Annotated in this window: 20 protein-coding genes and 1 tRNA gene; 7 read left to right on the top strand and 14 right to left on the bottom strand. The window is 38.2% G+C overall.

The features are described 5' to 3' along the window. Positions 1–42 precede the first annotated feature (42 nt). Both cccB and AC59HZ_RS06000 read right to left on the bottom strand, forming a co-directional pair. Complete coding sequence (gene cccB, locus AC59HZ_RS06005) at positions 43–405, bottom strand: cytochrome c551 (protein WP_496544948.1); 363 nt, start codon at positions 403–405, stop codon at positions 43–45. Between the two features lie 121 nt (positions 406–526). Then, positions 527–599, bottom strand: a tRNA-Val gene (locus AC59HZ_RS06000). Positions 600–761: 162 nt separating this feature from the next. Between AC59HZ_RS06000 and AC59HZ_RS05995 the strand changes: the two genes are divergently transcribed. The 5 genes from AC59HZ_RS05995 to AC59HZ_RS05975 all read left to right on the top strand — a co-directional run bounded on the left by AC59HZ_RS05995 (position 762) and on the right by AC59HZ_RS05975 (position 5329). Next, positions 762–986 (top strand): hypothetical protein, encoded by a 225-nt coding sequence (locus AC59HZ_RS05995; protein ID WP_496544947.1) that lies wholly within the window; start codon positions 762–764, stop codon positions 984–986. 109 nt (positions 987–1095) lie between these two features. Beyond that, entirely contained in the window at positions 1096–1818 is a 723-nt protein-coding gene (locus AC59HZ_RS05990) for an alpha/beta hydrolase (protein WP_496544946.1), read from the top strand. Between the two features lie 141 nt (positions 1819–1959). Continuing rightward, positions 1960–2472 (top strand): YjcG family protein, encoded by a 513-nt coding sequence (locus tag AC59HZ_RS05985; RefSeq protein WP_496544945.1) that lies wholly within the window; start codon positions 1960–1962, stop codon positions 2470–2472. Positions 2473–2477: 5 nt separating this feature from the next. Continuing rightward, positions 2478–2900, top strand: a complete 423-nt coding sequence (locus AC59HZ_RS05980; RefSeq protein ID WP_496544944.1) for a GNAT family N-acetyltransferase — start codon at positions 2478–2480, stop codon at positions 2898–2900. A 137-nt stretch (positions 2901–3037) separates the two neighbouring features. Then, a complete protein-coding gene (locus AC59HZ_RS05975) occupies positions 3038–5329 on the top strand; it encodes a UvrD-helicase domain-containing protein (protein ID WP_496544943.1) in 2292 nt (763 codons plus the stop codon). 23 nt (positions 5330–5352) lie between these two features. Here the strand turns inward: AC59HZ_RS05975 and spoVIF are convergent, their stop codons facing one another. From spoVIF to AC59HZ_RS05940, 7 genes are all read right to left on the bottom strand, one after another. Continuing rightward, entirely contained in the window at positions 5353–5607 is a 255-nt protein-coding gene (gene spoVIF, locus AC59HZ_RS05970) for a sporulation-specific transcription regulator SpoVIF (RefSeq protein ID WP_496544942.1), read from the bottom strand. Between the two features lie 132 nt (positions 5608–5739). Next, positions 5740–5856 carry a YjcZ family sporulation protein gene (locus tag AC59HZ_RS05965; protein WP_496544941.1) on the bottom strand — a complete coding sequence of 39 codons (117 nt, stop codon included), beginning with the start codon at positions 5854–5856 and terminating at the stop codon, positions 5740–5742. Positions 5857–5963: 107 nt separating this feature from the next. After that, on the bottom strand, positions 5964–6320 hold the full coding sequence (gene spoVAE, locus AC59HZ_RS05960; protein ID WP_496544940.1) for a stage V sporulation protein AE: 357 nt from the start codon (positions 6318–6320) through the stop codon (positions 5964–5966). Positions 6321–6333: 13 nt separating this feature from the next. Further along, complete coding sequence (gene spoVAD, locus AC59HZ_RS05955) at positions 6334–7350, bottom strand: stage V sporulation protein AD (protein ID WP_496544939.1); 1017 nt, start codon at positions 7348–7350, stop codon at positions 6334–6336. Continuing rightward, the gene (spoVAC, locus tag AC59HZ_RS05950; protein ID WP_496544938.1) at positions 7351–7827 is read right to left on the bottom strand and encodes a stage V sporulation protein AC; all 477 of its coding nucleotides are present in this window, start codon (positions 7825–7827) and stop codon (positions 7351–7353) included. It abuts the gene before it with no gap. A gap of 16 nt (positions 7828–7843) precedes the next feature. After that, positions 7844–8311 (bottom strand): YhcN/YlaJ family sporulation lipoprotein, encoded by a 468-nt coding sequence (locus AC59HZ_RS05945; RefSeq protein ID WP_496544937.1) that lies wholly within the window; start codon positions 8309–8311, stop codon positions 7844–7846. 361 nt (positions 8312–8672) lie between these two features. Continuing rightward, a complete protein-coding gene (locus AC59HZ_RS05940; protein ID WP_496544936.1) occupies positions 8673–9029 on the bottom strand; it encodes a DUF1360 domain-containing protein in 357 nt (118 codons plus the stop codon). Positions 9030–9155: 126 nt separating this feature from the next. Here AC59HZ_RS05940 and AC59HZ_RS05935 point away from each other — a divergent pair, with 126 nt between their 5' ends. Next, positions 9156–9668 carry a CotY/CotZ family spore coat protein gene (locus AC59HZ_RS05935; RefSeq protein ID WP_496544935.1) on the top strand — a complete coding sequence of 171 codons (513 nt, stop codon included), beginning with the start codon at positions 9156–9158 and terminating at the stop codon, positions 9666–9668. Positions 9669–9718: 50 nt separating this feature from the next. Here the strand turns inward: AC59HZ_RS05935 and AC59HZ_RS05930 are convergent, their stop codons facing one another. The 3 genes from AC59HZ_RS05930 to AC59HZ_RS05920 form a co-directional block, all read right to left on the bottom strand. Continuing rightward, positions 9719–10198: a CotO family spore coat protein gene (locus tag AC59HZ_RS05930; RefSeq protein ID WP_496544934.1), complete on the bottom strand. Its 480-nt coding sequence runs from the start codon at positions 10196–10198 to the stop codon at positions 9719–9721. Positions 10199–10315: 117 nt separating this feature from the next. Then, a complete protein-coding gene (gene fabI, locus AC59HZ_RS05925; RefSeq protein WP_496544933.1) occupies positions 10316–11086 on the bottom strand; it encodes an enoyl-ACP reductase FabI in 771 nt (256 codons plus the stop codon). Positions 11087–11200: 114 nt separating this feature from the next. After that, positions 11201–13060: a monovalent cation:proton antiporter family protein gene (locus AC59HZ_RS05920; protein ID WP_496544932.1), complete on the bottom strand. Its 1860-nt coding sequence runs from the start codon at positions 13058–13060 to the stop codon at positions 11201–11203. 98 nt (positions 13061–13158) lie between these two features. Here AC59HZ_RS05920 and prpE point away from each other — a divergent pair, with 98 nt between their 5' ends. After that, entirely contained in the window at positions 13159–13914 is a 756-nt protein-coding gene (gene prpE, locus AC59HZ_RS05915; protein ID WP_496544931.1) for a bis(5'-nucleosyl)-tetraphosphatase PrpE, read from the top strand. Between the two features lie 16 nt (positions 13915–13930). On the opposite strand, the gene AC59HZ_RS05910 is transcribed toward prpE, so the two are convergent. Both AC59HZ_RS05910 and AC59HZ_RS05905 read right to left on the bottom strand, forming a co-directional pair. Continuing rightward, positions 13931–14836, bottom strand: a complete 906-nt coding sequence (locus AC59HZ_RS05910; protein ID WP_496544930.1) for an RluA family pseudouridine synthase — start codon at positions 14834–14836, stop codon at positions 13931–13933. Between the two features lie 14 nt (positions 14837–14850). Further along, on the bottom strand, positions 14851–15645 hold the full coding sequence (locus AC59HZ_RS05905) for an NAD kinase (protein WP_223592805.1): 795 nt from the start codon (positions 15643–15645) through the stop codon (positions 14851–14853). Positions 15646–15655: the final 10 nt, after the last annotated feature.

Here is a 15655-nt window from a genome sequence, read left to right as displayed (position 1 = left end):
AAAACCAGATTGGTTCTCAACACCATTCTGGTTTTTTTACATTTATTTTTTCTCTGAAAGCCAGGTAGCAACTGCATCAGCGTCATCGCCTTTAAGGAGTCCCGCTGGCATACCGCCTTCTTTCCCGTTTTGGATAATATTCAGAATTTCAGCCTTTGAATATTTCGAACCAATCTTATCTAGATCTGGTGCACTGCCACTTTTTAAATCTGCGCCATGACAGGCTGAACAGGTTTGCTGAAAGGTAGCATCAGCATTAGCAGTATTAGTGGCTGGCGCTTTTTCCTCGGTTTTTTTAGTGGTAGTTTTATTATTATCTGCAGTATCCTTATCATTGCCGCCGCCACAGGCTGCCAGAAAACCAAGAAAAACAATACAAATCACACCATTTATGAGTTTCTTCATATTCTCACCTCCATCATTTATAGATTTTGTTATCTAAAACTGTAATATTCATTCCATTACATGTTATCCATTTTTTTTGCACAAAAAAATCCTAACATCGTATTGATGTTAGGATTTGCGATGACCTGTGAGGGGTTCGAACCCCCGACCTCAACCCTGTCAAGGTTGCGCTCTCCCAGCTGAGCTAACAGATCGATTATTAAGTACAAATTTAATTATATAAAAAATTTATAGAATGTCAATAACTTTTTTGGAAAACATTAATCAAACAAACAAGAACATAAGTTCTATTTATTATTGAATAAAGAACTAATGTTCGGTTATAATAATATTAATAAATGAAAGGAGTGATTTATATGGATGGACTATTTATTCGTTCAATTGAAGAAAATATTCCTTTAGAAATGATTTATCTCGCTGAAAATCAAGAATTGTCACAGCGTTCATTAATCGTTAAGGAAATATCCGACGAATATATTCGTGCCTATTGCCTTCTTAGGAAACAAATCCGTACCTTTAAACGTGAAAATATCTTATCCATCATGCCTGAATCCCGCTCTAAAAAAAGCTACCTTCACTAACTACTGCACAAAATCCCCTCAGGTCCTAGTCCCCATACCTAAAAGCATTTCCATTCAAGATATGATAAAATGCAGTTGTATTCTATCGATTTATTGGGGGTTATGTCACATGAAGTTTCCAAAAGGCACGATTAAAGAACTTACCTTTCATAGCAAAGAGCTTGGAGAAGAAATGCAGCTGCTTATTTATCTGCCTGCAAACTTTTCACCACTATATAAATACTCACTGCTAATCGCCCAGGATGGCCGGGATTATTTTCAACTTGGCAGAATCGGACGCTTAGCAGACGAGTATCTTTTTGAAAGGGAAATTGAAAATTTAATAATTGTTGGGGTACCCTATAAAAATGTGGAAGACCGCCGCAAAAAATACCACCCCGAGGGTGTACAAACTCAGGCCTACATCCGCTTCCTTGCCCATGAATTAGTTCTTTTTTTAGACCAGGAATTCCCTACTTATCATATGGGTTCAACTAGAGCATTAATTGGAGATTCTCTGGGAGCGACTGTATCGTTAATGACAGCGCTTCAATATCCGCATACATTTGGAAAAGTGCTTTTGCAGTCACCATATGTAGACCAACAAGTGATGGAATTAGTCGCTGACTTTTCTGAACCGCAGCTTTTAGACATTTACCATATCATCGGAAAGCAAGAGACTAAAGTGCAAATGACGAACGGCAAACTAGGTGACTTCCTAACACCTAATAGACAGCTCTCCAAGCTTCTAAAAGAGAGACCATTTACATATTTTTATGAGGAATTTAACGGAAATCACACGTGGACATATTGGCAGCCCGATCTAAGAAGGGCACTTAAAATGTTATTTTAGACTTACGTCTAACGAACCAAAATCTTATCGGTTCATTTTTAATTATTTAATAAATTTAGAAAATTTGATATAATGTTAGGAAGGCTAAATACAGCATTTATTTTTCTATAAAAATAATTTCTTCAATATGGAGGTATACTTATGAAATTTGGCGTTGTTATTTTTCCATCCAAAAAGCTTCAGGATTTAGCTAATTCCTATCGAAAACGCTATGACCCGCACTATGCCCTAATTACTCCACATCTTACTTTAAAAAATTCTTTTGATGCGACGGAAGAAGATGCAAAGGAATTTGCTGAAAAGTTACGACAAATTGCCAGAAATACAAATTCTTTCACATTAAAAACAGCCAAAATCAGTTCATTTCAGCCTGTTAATAATGTAATTTATTTTAAAGCAGATCCTACGGAAGAGTTAACTGCTCTTCATGCCGAAATCAATCAAGAATTTAGCGAGCAAAACTTAGAATACGCCTTTGTCCCGCATATTACAATTGGTCAAGAGCTATCCAATGATGAACATTCCGATGTTTATGGTTCACTCCGTATGACTAAATTAAATCACGAAGAAACAGTTGACCGTTTCCATCTTCTATATCAATTAGAAAATGGTTCTTGGACCGTTTATGAAACATTTCGACTCGGAAGGGAATAATTGCAGTGAAAGTTAAGGTTGTTCAAAATCAAAAAGAATTAGAAGATGCTTATTCCGTCAGAAAAACCGTTTTTGTGGAGGAGCAAAATGTCCCTCTAGAAGAGGAAATTGACCAATATGAAGATGAAGCCACTCATTTTGTCATGTACCAGAATGATTCTCCCATTGGGGCTGGCAGGTTTCGGATTGTGGATGGATTTGGAAAAGTTGAACGGATTTGTGTAACGAAAGAAGCCAGAAAAACGGGTGCTGGAAAAACGATTATGGAGAAAATCGAGGACCATGCCAGTGAAAAGGGGCTTCACAAATTAAAGCTAAATGCTCAAACACACGCCATTCCCTTTTATGCCGGTCTTGGCTACGAAATTGTTTCTGAGGAATTTTTGGACGCAGGAATTCCACACAAAACGATGGTAAAAGAAATATAACGTGAGAAGCACTTGCTGAAAAACAGCAGGTGCTTTTTTGGTTATTTCAACCTATCCTGATGAAATACTTTTAGATAAGGTATGGTTTTGATATGATAGAACATGTGTTATTTTTCGAAATTGAGGGTTAATAAAATATGAAAACTGTAATTTATAAAGAACAAAACATTACTCTTAGTTATTTAAAACGTGATGAGTACCAAAAATTTTTTATAGCTGGAAAAAACGGAGAATTACAATGCCCAGTATGCGCCGAAAAGATGAGGATGTCCCTTGGCATTAAAGAGTCTCCTCATTTTTTTCATTCACTTTCGCCTGAGAAACGATGCACTGAACCAAGTCAACCAAAATTAAATGAAAACTTTATCGAGCGAAACGGATTTAAGATACCTCAAGGCAGAACCATTACCGAAGCCTCCACTTTCCAAGAATTATACAAACCTGCTAAAACTATTGAATATGAAGTCCCTTTTAACAAGAAAATGGACGGATTACACCAAGATGGCTCGCCCTATTTGCTTCTCCTAGCAGAAAATGGGGTAGTCCTAGATAAAAGTCAAACTGCAGCTGTTTTAGAAACAGATGGCTCTTTATTAGTACTTGCGGGTGCAGGAAGTGGAAAAACGCGCGTGCTTACCGCCCGGACTGCCTTTATGCTTGAAGTGAAGCAAATTAATCCACAGACCATCATGCTCGTTACCTTTACATCCAAAGCAGCTTCTGAAATGAAAAACCGTTTGCTATCCTATCCGCAAATGAAGCGGGAAAAAATCAATCAGCTTGTCTCTGGAACCTTTCATAGTATTTTTTATCGCATCCTCATGTTCCATGATGCGGCTAATTGGTCATCAAACAATCTGCTGAAGAAGGAATGGCAGCGGGAAAAAATCTTAAAGGATGCTGGAAAAGAGCTGGGTCTTTCGGAGAAAGAATTTGCTTATGATTTAGCCCTGCAACAAATTGGTTTTTGGAAAAATTCGCTGCTAATGCCCAATGAAATAAGGCCCGCATCAGAATGGGAAGAAAGTGCAGCATTATTATATAAAAGATATGAAGAATTTAAACAAAGTGAAGGACTGTTTGATTTTGATGACATGCTGCTGGGCTGTTATCAGCTCTTAAAAACATCCCCTTCTCTTCTTGAACAATACCAAGAACGATTCCATTATTTTCTAATCGATGAATTTCAGGATATTAATAAAGTTCAATATGAACTGATTAAATTATTATCAGGAAAGCATAAAAATGTTTGTGCTGTTGGTGATGATGATCAAGCCATTTATTCCTTTAGAGGCAGTGATCCAAGCTACTTATTGGACTTTGAAAAGGATTTCCCCTATGCAAAACTAATCACTCTTGATCAAAACTATCGTTCTACCCATGAAATTGTTTCTGCTTCTAATCAAATGATCGCTGTTAATAAAATCAGAAGAACGAAAAAAATGGAGGCACAATTTTCTTCAGGTGCCCTTCCGATGTTGTTTTTTCCTTATGATGAAGAGGAAGAAGCAACAATGATTGTTACCGACATTCAAGAAAGGATCACAAATGGTGCAAATCCTTCTGATTTTGCTATTCTTTACCGAACCAACGCCGGCTCAAGAGCGATATTTGAACGTTTAGCAAGCTCAAATCTCCCTTTTAAAATTGACCTTGATGCTGAAGCCTTTTACGATCGATACATTGTCAGGAGCGCCCTTTCTTTCTTTAAGGTAAGTTTAAATGAGGATGATCCTCAGGCAATAGCGGATATTTTACCGCTATTATTTTTAAAACAGTCGGTTATGAAGGATATTAAAGCAATTAGCATATTGCAAGATTGTAGTTTTCTAGAGGCAATATCGCACCTTCAAACGGCCCATGCGTTTCAAGCAAAAAAATTAAAGCAGGCTGTTAGTATCATTAGAGGAATAAAGCATTTGAATCCTCAGTCAGCAATTGGAAAAATTGAAAAGGATATTGGCTTTCTTGATTTTCTCAAAAAACGCGGCAATGAAGCGAGCATGCTGGAAAAAGGATCTGATGACCTTAAAGATTTAAAGGTTGCAGCTAAAAGCTTCGACTCGATTGAGGGATTGTTGGCACATGCCGAGCATATGTCCGCCATGAATAAGGAAATTAAGAATTTAAGTAAGCATTTTACTGATGCCATTACCCTAAGTACCATACACCGGGCAAAAGGACTTGAATATAAAATTGTTTATATTCTGGATGCCGTCGATGGCAGTCTGCCTCATGACTTTGCCCTCGATGCTAATCGAAATGGCGACTTTAATTCACTGGAAGAAGAGCGGAGATTATTTTACGTTGCCATGACACGTGCCCGAGACCAGCTTTTTATTGCCGTTCCGGAAAATAGACGAGGGAAAAAAGCTAACCGTTCAAGATTCCTCGTACCACTCACAAAAAAGAAAAAGACCCACTCCTGAGCATAGGAATGAGGTCTTTCTTTTTATTTTTTATTCATCATTTTTGAAATGGTATTAAAGTCAAGCTGTTTTCCATCTTTAACAATAGTTTGAACAATTTGATCTTCAAGTTCTTTACTAACTGATTTACCGGCAATTCGAGAAACTTTTTGAATGACACTTCGAACAGTATCTGGGTCCTTAAAATTGGCATGCTGTAAGGAGTTCGCTAATTCAAAGATTTCTTTCATATTGACTCCAGTTTTCTTTTCTATATTTTTAAAGAAACCATTATCCATGGTAAAAATTCACACTCCTTCATAAACTACTTTATTGTATGAAGGCAGGGCGATTTTGTGAATAAAAGACAAAGAAAGGGCTGGCCACAAATATGACCAACCCTATCCACCGCTGTCAAGCTTTCAAATGGTTTAAAAAAAGCTTGCACCTACAATGATTAACAGAATGAATAATACTACGATTAAAACAAAAGTTGAACCGTAGCCAAATCCACCACCATAACCGTAGCCGCCACATCCATAGAACATAGATAGTCACCTCACCTTAGTATTTTCATTAATAACATATGAAAGTACTTAAAAAAATGTATAGGCACGATATCTTAATCCATAAATTGGCTTAAAAATTGTTTTCATTACCCTTTAGGTTTAAAGAATAGGGCTCCAATAAATCCAAAAATAATTGCGGCAGACACTCCAGAACTTGTTACCTGAAACATGCCGGTTAACACCCCAATGATACCGTGTGCCTTGGCATCCTCTAAGGCTCCGTGGACTAAGGCATTCCCAAAACTGGTAATGGGAATGGTTGCTCCAGCCCCTGCAAAGTCAACGAGCGGTTCATATAATCCGAATCCATCCAATACAGCCCCCGCCACAACAAGGAGGCTTAATGTATGCCCTGGAGTCAACTTAGCAACGTCAAAAAGAAGCTGCCCAATGACACATATGAGTCCGCCAATCACAAACGCCCAAAAAAACATTGCGAGCATAAACTCACCCCTTTTATCCATTCATTTCAATGGCAACAGCATGTGCAATACATGGAATGGATTCGTTTTGTTGAAAGCTGAGCGGGGATAACAATGCCCCCGTTGCAACAATTAGGATCCGTTTATATATACCTTTTTTCAATTGGTTTAGTAAATGTCCATATAAAACCGTTGCAGAACAACCTGCACCACTCCCTCCGGACTGAACTGGCTGATCATCCTTATACATTAATAATCCGCAATCCTGAAATTGTTTTCGTTCCATTTTTAGACCACTTTTATTTAATAACTCAAATGCAGTGTCGTGTCCAACCCTGCCTAAATCACCGGTTATGATTAAATCATAATGAGAAGGATCTAATTGCAGGTCGCGGAAATGTGCCATAATCGTATCGGCCGCAGCCGGTGCCATGGCCCCGCCCATATTAAATGGATCCGTTAACCCCATATCAATAACCTTCCCAATTGTCGCAGAGGTAGTAACCGGGACCAAGCGTCCGGATTCATTAGGCTCGACGAGTGCTACCCCTGCACCGGTTATCGTCCATTGTGCCGTTGGGGGTTTTTGCCCGCCGTATTCAGTTGGGTAGCGGAACTGCCTTTCCACAGCGGCATTATGACTGGATGCACCTGTTAAAACCTTTTTTGCCCCTTGGTAATTGACGACAAATGATGCTAAGGCTAATCCTTCCATTGAGGTTGAGCATGCGCCAAATAGCCCGAAATAGGGTATTTGCATCGTCCTCGCCGCGAAGCTTGTTGGGGTAATTTGATTGATTAAATCACCAGCAAATAAAAATTGAATTTGTTCTTTTTGGAGGTTCGCTTTTTGCAAGGTGATTTTAATCGCTTCTTCAAGCAATAGCCTATGCGCTTTCTCGTAAGACTCTTTACCCATCCACAAATCTTCATATAAGAGATCAAAATCATTCGCCAATTTTCCATTTGCTTCGAACGGGCCGCCCGTTACCCCTGTCGCTGAAATCATTGGCCGGTTTTCAAACACCCATGATTGATGCCCTTTTAACAATTACAAAACCCCCCAAATGACTAGTAACGTTTTAACAAGTGCTACTACAAAGGCGGAGAAGACACCAAAAAGAATGACTGATCCTGCAAGCTTAAACATATTACCGCCAACTCCGAGAACAAATCCTTCCGTACGGTGCTCGATGCAGGCAGAAATAACGGCATTGCCAAAACCTGTTACAGGTACTGCACTGCCTGCGCCAGCAAATTGTCCAATCCGGTCATAAATTCCAAAGCCGGTTAACAGCATCGATAAAAAGACCATCGTCGCAACTGTTGGATTCCCTACACTTTGTTCCGTAAAATTAAAGAAATATATGTAAAAATAACTAATAGCTTGGCCAACAACACAAATCAAGCCTCCAACAAAAAATGCTTTTATACAATTTTTTAGGACAGGTCGTTTTATCTCATGTTTTTGCTGAAGCTGTTGATAGTTTTGCTGTTGAGGAGTCATGTTTTTTTGCTTGTTTGTCATCCTGCTTCACCCTTTCTTACTTCATTTCTTCGGTCATTTTGACGATTTCCTCTAAACGTTTTTCCGCATCTCTTTGGGAAAATTTAGAAGATTTCATCCGTTCATCAAGCCTAACGGCTTCAAGAAAAATTTTATAGTCACTTGAGACTGTAAAATTTTCCTTTGGATATTTTTCTTCAAGCTTTTTATTAATATTCTTTTCGATTTTTTTCATTTGAAAGCGATGTAAATGTTTCACTTTATATACTACGAGTGTATCCTTTTTTCCTTTCACGACGGCGACATCATATAATTCCGGCAAAGAACTTACATCCTTTTTGATCGCTGTAACTCCGTCACGTTTATTATTTTTATCTGTTATTACTGGCTTAGGATTGGTCGTTTTTAAAAGCGCCAGTTGACTATCCTTACCTTGCTGATGCTGATTACAGGAAGAGAGTAATACAAAGCAAGCCAATACAATCAAACGAAAAGTAATATGCATATAATTTCCTTCCCTTGATTAATTTTTATGACATACTGATACCATTTATTTTTTTCGAGATTCGCTAAAATTATGACTAGATAAGTTTAATTTTTAAACCGTTAGTATATTTAAAAAATAAAAACTGCCAGTCAAAACTAGCAGTTTTCCTATTTACATTGAAGTTTTTTTACCACAGCCGCACCCTTGCGACTTAATAGGTTTTGAAGGTTGGTAACCTTGATTTGATTCTGAGCTCTTTTTCTTTTTGTTCGTGTTATTGGAGTCATTTGTGTTGCTCATGTAGTCTCTCCTTCCAAATTATTCTTAAACTACTAATTAGGATATGAACAACAAATTAGTCTTGTCTCCACGAACAACATTATTTTTCAATAAAAAATTGAACAATTGTTTCGATAAAAGAAGCTAAACCAGCTATTGCTAGGATAAGAATAATCGGTGCGGAATAGATGGGAAACAGCATATAGGCTGTGACAATAATCGCCGATGCCCATATTCCTGTACACCAAAAACAGCTTAATAGCTCACCAAAAAACTTTTTTATCCCCTTTTTCTTAGGAAGATAGTAGACCTCTATTTCACCATCGTCCTTTTCTTCTTTTATTTCATCAAAGAATGGCTTCCGAATAAATACAGTTATTTTGTCAAAAACAAGCAGCCTTGTTAGTCTAAAGCAGGATAATGATAAAAGGAATATGTTTAAAAAAGTTATTTTCATTATACATTTGTCCTTTCTATTCATCCGCCTAATTTTTTTAAAAGAGGCAATTGTCCGTAACCCAAAAACGTTCTTTAAAATATGTTAGTAATGTAAGATATAAAAGGGATTAAGGAGGAAAAATAAATGGGTTGTTGTGGAAGTCATGATCATGATCGTCACATAAACTGCGTGTGTGAAGTAGTTCGTGCGATAAAAGATATCCAGGATAATGCAGTTGAAGAAGCGGAATGCGCGGAATGTTCCAGTTGTTTTAACGAACCTCTTGGTTCACTAGTTTCGCCAACTAGAAGAGATCCTGTTGATACTCGTGTTTTTGTACTGAGCACTGCGGATGGGACTCCATTCCACGCATTCTTTAGCGGCGAAAATAACGCTTGTGTATCAATCTTCTTCCGTGTCGAAGACGTATTTGATAACTGCTGTGCAACGCTTCGTGTGTTAGTACCAGGCCGCAGAGATGGCGGTAACTTTGTACCGGTAAATCTTGTTTCAAGCGGAGACAAATGCTGTGTTGACCTTACAAAAGTTTGCCAAGTTGAACGCTTCCGTGCTAGTAACGACTGTATCACAGTAGATTTAAAATGCTTCTGTGCAGTGCAATGTATTGCGGACGTGGACCTAGGAATTTGCCCCTAAATAAATGAGCCAGTCGGTTAATCGGCTGGCTTTTTAAATTTCTACCTAACCTATCTTTTAATCCCAATCATAATCACATTTTTAATATCTTCGAGAAGTATGGTATTAGAGGATTGATCTGGAGATTGAATGGTTACTCGATTGTCAGTATATTCAGTAATATAACCTTGGTATCTGTTTTTTGCAGTATAAATAACGCATGGAGCAGGCGGAAGAACCTTTGGGAAGTTTAGTAAATATTCAATTCGCTCCACTATATTCATTTCTTTAAAAGGCTTTACTCTGGACATTGAGGACTGACTTTTCTCTTGATTTGACTTACTTTCTTTTTTTGTTATATCCATTGCTATGTCGTCAGGTATTGCCTCTTTTTTTACCCTCTTTTTTGTTTCTACTACATGATTATCTTCCTTTTGCTGCTCCCTTTCATGTCTGTTTGTGTAGATTTCCTGCATATTATGGTTCGATGGAGTCTTGGAGATTGGCTGATTAGTAAAAAGTAACGGTTCTTGACTCCTTTTTTTCGACATGCTCAAAGCACCTCCATTTACATATTCCTTCACTTTATATGTATGCGAAATGCCTATACCCGTCACACTGTTTTAAAAAAGAAAAAGCCTGCTTTAACAGCAGGCCTTGAGTAAAAATTATAAAATATGGAATCCTGAATCAACGTGGATGTTTTCTCCTGTGATACCACGGGATAGTTCACTGAAAAGGAATACAGCTGTGTCTCCAACCTCTTCAGGGGTTGTTGTTCTTCGTAATGGAGCTTTTTCTTCAATTTCTTTTAAAATAGAGTTAAAGTCACTTACTCCTTTAGCTGACAATGTTCGGATTGGACCAGCAGAGATAGAATTAACTCGGATATTATCCTTACCAAGGTCTGCAGCTAAATAACGAACACTTGCGTCAAGTGAAGCCTTAGCTACACCCATAACATTATAATTGGAAATAGCACGCTCACCACCCAAGTAGGTAAGTGTCACGATGCTGCCGCCTTCTGTCATTAAACCGCGTGCTTCCTTTGCCACAGCTGTTAAAGAGTACGAGCTGATATTATGAGCGAGTAAAAAGCCTTCTCTGGTTGTATTCATATACTCCCCTTGCAGCTCCTCTTTATTGGCAAATGCAATACAGTGCGCTACTCCATGAATGGTTCCAACCGCTTCTTTAATATCTGCAAAGCACTTGGCAATAGCCTCATCACTTGTTACGTCACATGGAAGGACAATTGTTCCTTCTGCTTCTAAGGAGCCAGCCAATTCTCGGACACTGCTTTCAAGTCTCTCGCCTGCGTAAGTAAATACTAAGCGTGCACCTGAATTATGGAGTGAACGTGCAATCCCCCATGCAATACTGCGTTTATTGGCAACACCCATTACTACAAATGTTTTTCCAGCTAATGAAAAATTCATCTTGAAAAATTCCTCCCACAATAAATACGTGTTATTAGTACTTGGTACTAATTCTACACTAATTTAAGAAAAATGAAAAGTACAGTAACAAGAAGGGTGAATAATTTAACAGGTTTAACTGGTTTCACAAAATTCCAGTTCTTTTTTTAACTCATCGACATATTCCCTTGAACCAGTTACAATCAAACGGTCCGCTAGTTGAAGCTCCGTATCGCCATGGGGCACAATTGAATCCTTACCTCTAAATATCCGCACAAAAATAATATCGCCTGTAAATGGAAATCTTCTTAATGACATTCCCTCAAAATGTTCATTCATCATTTTGATTTCAAACAGGCCGGTTTCTTGATTGGTTAAAATATTAATAATACTTGGAGTTTCAATTAACGCCCGCAGCAACGCTTTAGTTGACATAAAGGCAGAAAATACTTCTATATTATGCTCACGTAAGGTTTGCTCTAATTCAGGAGTTTCAATTCGAGCAATGACCCTTGGTACACCTTTTTCTTTAGCAGCAATGGACAAGGTGGCATTTTGCTCCTCATCACCAGTTGAAATCACGACAACCTCTGATTGATAAACTTTTGTTTTGGCAATGCTCTCCATGGAATAATCATTGATTTCCTCAATATCAAAAAGCGAATCGGCAATTTGCCTGTCTGATTTATCCATAATTGTATGATATAGAACTGAATTATATAGACCGGATTTTAATTCTCTTGAAACAGGCAGTGTGACTTGATTTGCTCCTAAAAAAGCAACGCTAACCTTTTTCCCCTTAGCCGCTTCATTTGGAAATAGCTTTTTGAAGACCATTGGTGTAAAAATAGACGTAATCACGGCAACTAATATTAATGTTCCACTCATTTGCTCGGTTATGACTTCCATCCGCTCTCCTATTGTTGCGGCAGCAATGACCAGCGAGAGTGTCGACGTTAAAAGAAACCCTGATGCAATTACCGTTTTCGTATCATACCAAAATTTCAAAAGATAGACGGGGATTAGTTTAGATAAAAGGAGCCCCATTAATAAAAGAGGGATTAGTAACAATAATTTTTTTTCACTAAATAATGACCAAACATCTAGATTAACACCAACCATCACAAAGAAAATCGGGATTAAAAAGCCGTAGCCGAATGAGTCAAGTTTATGTACAAGCTCTTGGTTCGGAGATAGCAATGAAACGAGAACCCCAGCTAAGAAAGCACCTAAAATATTTTCAGCACCCACTGTTTCAGAAAGCCCAACTAAAACAATTATTAAGGTAAACACTGCCCGTGTACCAATCTGTACTGTTCCTGTAGATAGAGCTTGAAAAAAGGTCCTATTTTTAAATCTTTTTCCGATAAAATATAGTCCGATTCCTGCTGCAAACAATATCAGCAGCAGCCAAGTATTTCCATGACCTGCCTCATAGACTGAAACGAAAATGGCAAGTAAAATCATCGTGGCTAAATCGGCGATGACGGCAACCAGCAAAATAATTTGGCCAATGACCGTTTTCATCAAATGGGCTTCTTTCAAGGTGGGAACAACAACCCCCAATGAAATAGTTGAAATGATCAATGTCATTAAGAGGGCATTATCAATAAAACCAGCCCAAACAAATAGGTATGATAATCCAAGCGAAAAAATAAAAATTCCTAAAAAAATGAAAAAGGAGACAACAAACGAATTTGGTTCTATTTTTCCATTTGAAAGAGTATCACGTGCTTTTCCCTTCGAGAAGGCAGTAAAGTCAATTTCAAGTCCGCTTAAAAACATCAGAAAAATAAATCCAAGAGTCTTTAGAGTAGATAGCCACATATCCTCATGAACTAAATCAAAACCGCTTTTCCCAATAATAAGTCCCATAATAATTTCAGCTACCACAACCGGAATAAAATTTAACTTAAATCGATGCAGCAGGATCGGTGTTAGAAAGGCCATCATAACCACAACAAGTAAGGAAATAATTGAAACATGATGTTCCATTTTTCTACCTCCCTTTAAAATCACATATACCAAGAATTCTTTTTATAAAAATCGACTTCAGTACAAAAAATAAAGGGGATTGAAGGGGGTTTCTGTCAATGAAAATTGATATAATCGGCGATATCCACGGGTGTTTACCGGAATTCCAAAATCTCACGAGTAACCTAGGTTATAAATGGGATAACGGTATCCCGCTTCATCCGGAAAACAGAGTCCTAGGGTTTGTTGGCGATTTGACTGATAGAGGTCCTGCCTCACTTAAGGTAGCCGAGATTGTTTGGGAACTTGTGATTAAATACAAAAAGGCTTATTACACCCCAGGGAATCACTGTAACAAATTATATCGCTTTTTCTTAGGCAACAAGGTCCAGATCAAACACGGGCTTGAAACAACGGTTGCAGAATATGAATCATTATATAAAAAAGACCAACAATCCATTCGTAAAAAATTTACCGAGCTTTATGAAAGGTCATCGCTTTATTTAATATTAGATACTCAAAAGCTAGTTATAGCACATGCAGGAATAAAACAGGAATTTATCGGAAAGAAAAACTCAAAGGTCAAAGAATTTGTTCTATACGGTGATATTACAGGTGAAAAACACCCTGATGGTTCACCAGTCAGAAGGGATTGGGCAAAAGAGTATCATGGGAATGCTTGTATTGTTTATGGGCATACACCAGTGAATCAGACAAGAATTCTTAACAATACGTATAATATTGATACCGGCGCTGTTTTTGGTGGACATTTGACAGCATTAAGATATCCTGAAATGGAAATCGTGTCTGTTCCTTCTACTATGCCGTCTGTTCCTGAAAAATTTAAACAATTTGATTTAATAAGCAGTGAATAATGAAAAAGGCTGTCCCTTATAAATGCGAGGCAGCCTTTAAAATATCTTCCATATCTTCAGGAAGAGGTGCAGTAAAACACATAATCTTATGTGAAAATGGATGAGTAAATTTGATTTTTTTACAATGCAGGGCTTGCCTTTCAATTAAGGAAGTCTCTCCGCCATATAAATCGTCACCGAGGAGGGGATGACCTATATAGGATAAATGAACTCTAATTTGATGGGTCCTACCCGTTTCTAGCTGAAGTTCTATATGGGTAAAGGAACGATTCCTTCCGATTACATGAAAATGGGTACAGGCATATTGGCCATCGTCACGGACTTCTCTTTCAATGATACTCTCTACTTTGCGACCAATTGGTGCAATGATTGTTCCTTTATCTTTCATAATTGAACCACCAGCAAAAGCTTCGTAAGACCGCTTCACCTTTCCGCTCCGCTGCATTAGACTAAACAAATGATGTACATGCCGATGCTTTGCGATTAAAACGATTCCTGAGGTATCCCGATCGAGGCGGGTAACAATATGGGAAGTCGCTTGAATTCCCTTGTCTTCATAATAGCCAACAAGACCATTGGCTAAGCTTCCATCAGGATGTTCACGTGATGGAATGGTATTCATTCCTGCAGGCTTATTGACGACGAGCATAAAATCATCTTCAAATATTATTTCTAAGGGGATTTCTTCCCCTTTTAGGCCTTCACTTGGGCTTTCAGGCGGAAAAATAATTCTTAAAATATCACCCTCCAGCAGTTTGTAACGAACATTCACCTCTTCATCATTTACAAGAATATTCCCGCCGTTAAACTTGATATCAGTTAAAGCGGATCGGGATATTTCTTCCATTTTTAAAAATTCTTTGACCAGCATTCCGGCATTGCTGGCATCAATACCCCATTCCAATTGAAATTGTGATACCATCTTTGGCCCCCTTCTCAATCAGAAATAAACGAATCATGCACTCTTTTCCAAAAAGGAAATGGGCGGAAGCGGGCAAATCTGATTTTTTCATCTGGCACCCTGAATTGAATCGACTTTACATCTTTATGTAGCAAAGTCAAATGGTCGATCGTTATCTGGAAATCAGACCGATTTACAGGCTTTAGCATACAGGTATGATGAGCCGGGAGAATGAGTGGTGACCCCACTGTTCTAAAAACTTTATTATTAATCGAAGCCATTTCTGCAACCTGAAGGGCAGGAATCGATGGATGAATTATGGCCCCGCCTAATGCTTTATTATAGGCTGTACTGCCGGATGGTGTGGATACACACAGGCCATCTCCACGGAAACGTTCGAAATGCTGACCGCGAATCTCGACATCCATTACAAGTGTCCCTTCAACACTTTTTACTGTCGATTCATTTAAAGCTAAATATCTTGATTCCTTCCCAGCATGAGAATAGCGAATGATAACCTCAAGGAGCGGGTATTCGACTACTTGAAAAGGGGTTTTGGCAATAGCGATCACAAGCTTTTCAATTTCATCTGGAATCCAATCAGCGTAAAAGCCTAAATGGCCTGTATGAATTCCGACAAATGCTGTTTTATCTAAACGGCTGCTGTAGCGGTGAAAGGCATAAAGCAACGTACCATCACCGCCGATAGAAATAACGATATCCGGTTGGTCTTCATCGTACTTAAGATCAAAATCAAGCAAATATGTCCTCATTTTATGCATCAAAATATTTGATTTTTGATCTCCTTTTGAGGTAATCGCAAATTTCATTTGATTATAG

The sequence above is a fragment of the Neobacillus sp. DZ-9 genome (assembly GCF_059587065.1).
Note: the sequence above shows the minus strand (reverse complement) of the source record. Positions and strands in the feature narration are given on the sequence as shown.

Bases quoted from the DNA above. Each gene is read 5' to 3' on its own strand.
- cccB (WP_496544948.1), bottom strand. From the start codon at position 405: ATGAAGAAACTCATAAATGGTGTGATTTGTATTGTTTTTCTTGGTTTT.
- AC59HZ_RS05995 (WP_496544947.1), top strand. From the start codon at position 762: ATGGATGGACTATTTATTCGTTCAATTGAAGAAAATATTCCTTTAGAA.
- AC59HZ_RS05990 (WP_496544946.1), top strand. From the start codon at position 1,096: ATGAAGTTTCCAAAAGGCACGATTAAAGAACTTACCTTTCATAGCAAA.
- AC59HZ_RS05985 (WP_496544945.1), top strand. From the start codon at position 1,960: ATGAAATTTGGCGTTGTTATTTTTCCATCCAAAAAGCTTCAGGATTTA.
- AC59HZ_RS05975 (WP_496544943.1), top strand. From the start codon at position 3,038: ATGAAAACTGTAATTTATAAAGAACAAAACATTACTCTTAGTTATTTA.
- spoVIF (WP_496544942.1), bottom strand. From the start codon at position 5,607: ATGGATAATGGTTTCTTTAAAAATATAGAAAAGAAAACTGGAGTCAAT.
- AC59HZ_RS05965 (WP_496544941.1), bottom strand. From the start codon at position 5,856: ATGTTCTATGGATGTGGCGGCTACGGTTATGGTGGTGGATTTGGCTAC.
- spoVAE (WP_496544940.1), bottom strand. From the start codon at position 6,320: ATGCTCGCAATGTTTTTTTGGGCGTTTGTGATTGGCGGACTCATATGT.
- spoVAC (WP_496544938.1), bottom strand. From the start codon at position 7,827: ATGACAAACAAGCAAAAAAACATGACTCCTCAACAGCAAAACTATCAA.
- AC59HZ_RS05945 (WP_496544937.1), bottom strand. From the start codon at position 8,311: ATGCATATTACTTTTCGTTTGATTGTATTGGCTTGCTTTGTATTACTC.
- AC59HZ_RS05940 (WP_496544936.1), bottom strand. From the start codon at position 9,029: ATGAAAATAACTTTTTTAAACATATTCCTTTTATCATTATCCTGCTTT.
- AC59HZ_RS05935 (WP_496544935.1), top strand. From the start codon at position 9,156: ATGGGTTGTTGTGGAAGTCATGATCATGATCGTCACATAAACTGCGTG.
- AC59HZ_RS05930 (WP_496544934.1), bottom strand. From the start codon at position 10,198: ATGTCGAAAAAAAGGAGTCAAGAACCGTTACTTTTTACTAATCAGCCA.
- fabI (WP_496544933.1), bottom strand. From the start codon at position 11,086: ATGAATTTTTCATTAGCTGGAAAAACATTTGTAGTAATGGGTGTTGCC.
- AC59HZ_RS05920 (WP_496544932.1), bottom strand. From the start codon at position 13,060: ATGGAACATCATGTTTCAATTATTTCCTTACTTGTTGTGGTTATGATG.
- prpE (WP_496544931.1), top strand. From the start codon at position 13,159: ATGAAAATTGATATAATCGGCGATATCCACGGGTGTTTACCGGAATTC.
- AC59HZ_RS05910 (WP_496544930.1), bottom strand. From the start codon at position 14,836: ATGGTATCACAATTTCAATTGGAATGGGGTATTGATGCCAGCAATGCC.
- AC59HZ_RS05905 (WP_223592805.1), bottom strand. From the start codon at position 15,645: ATGAAATTTGCGATTACCTCAAAAGGAGATCAAAAATCAAATATTTTG.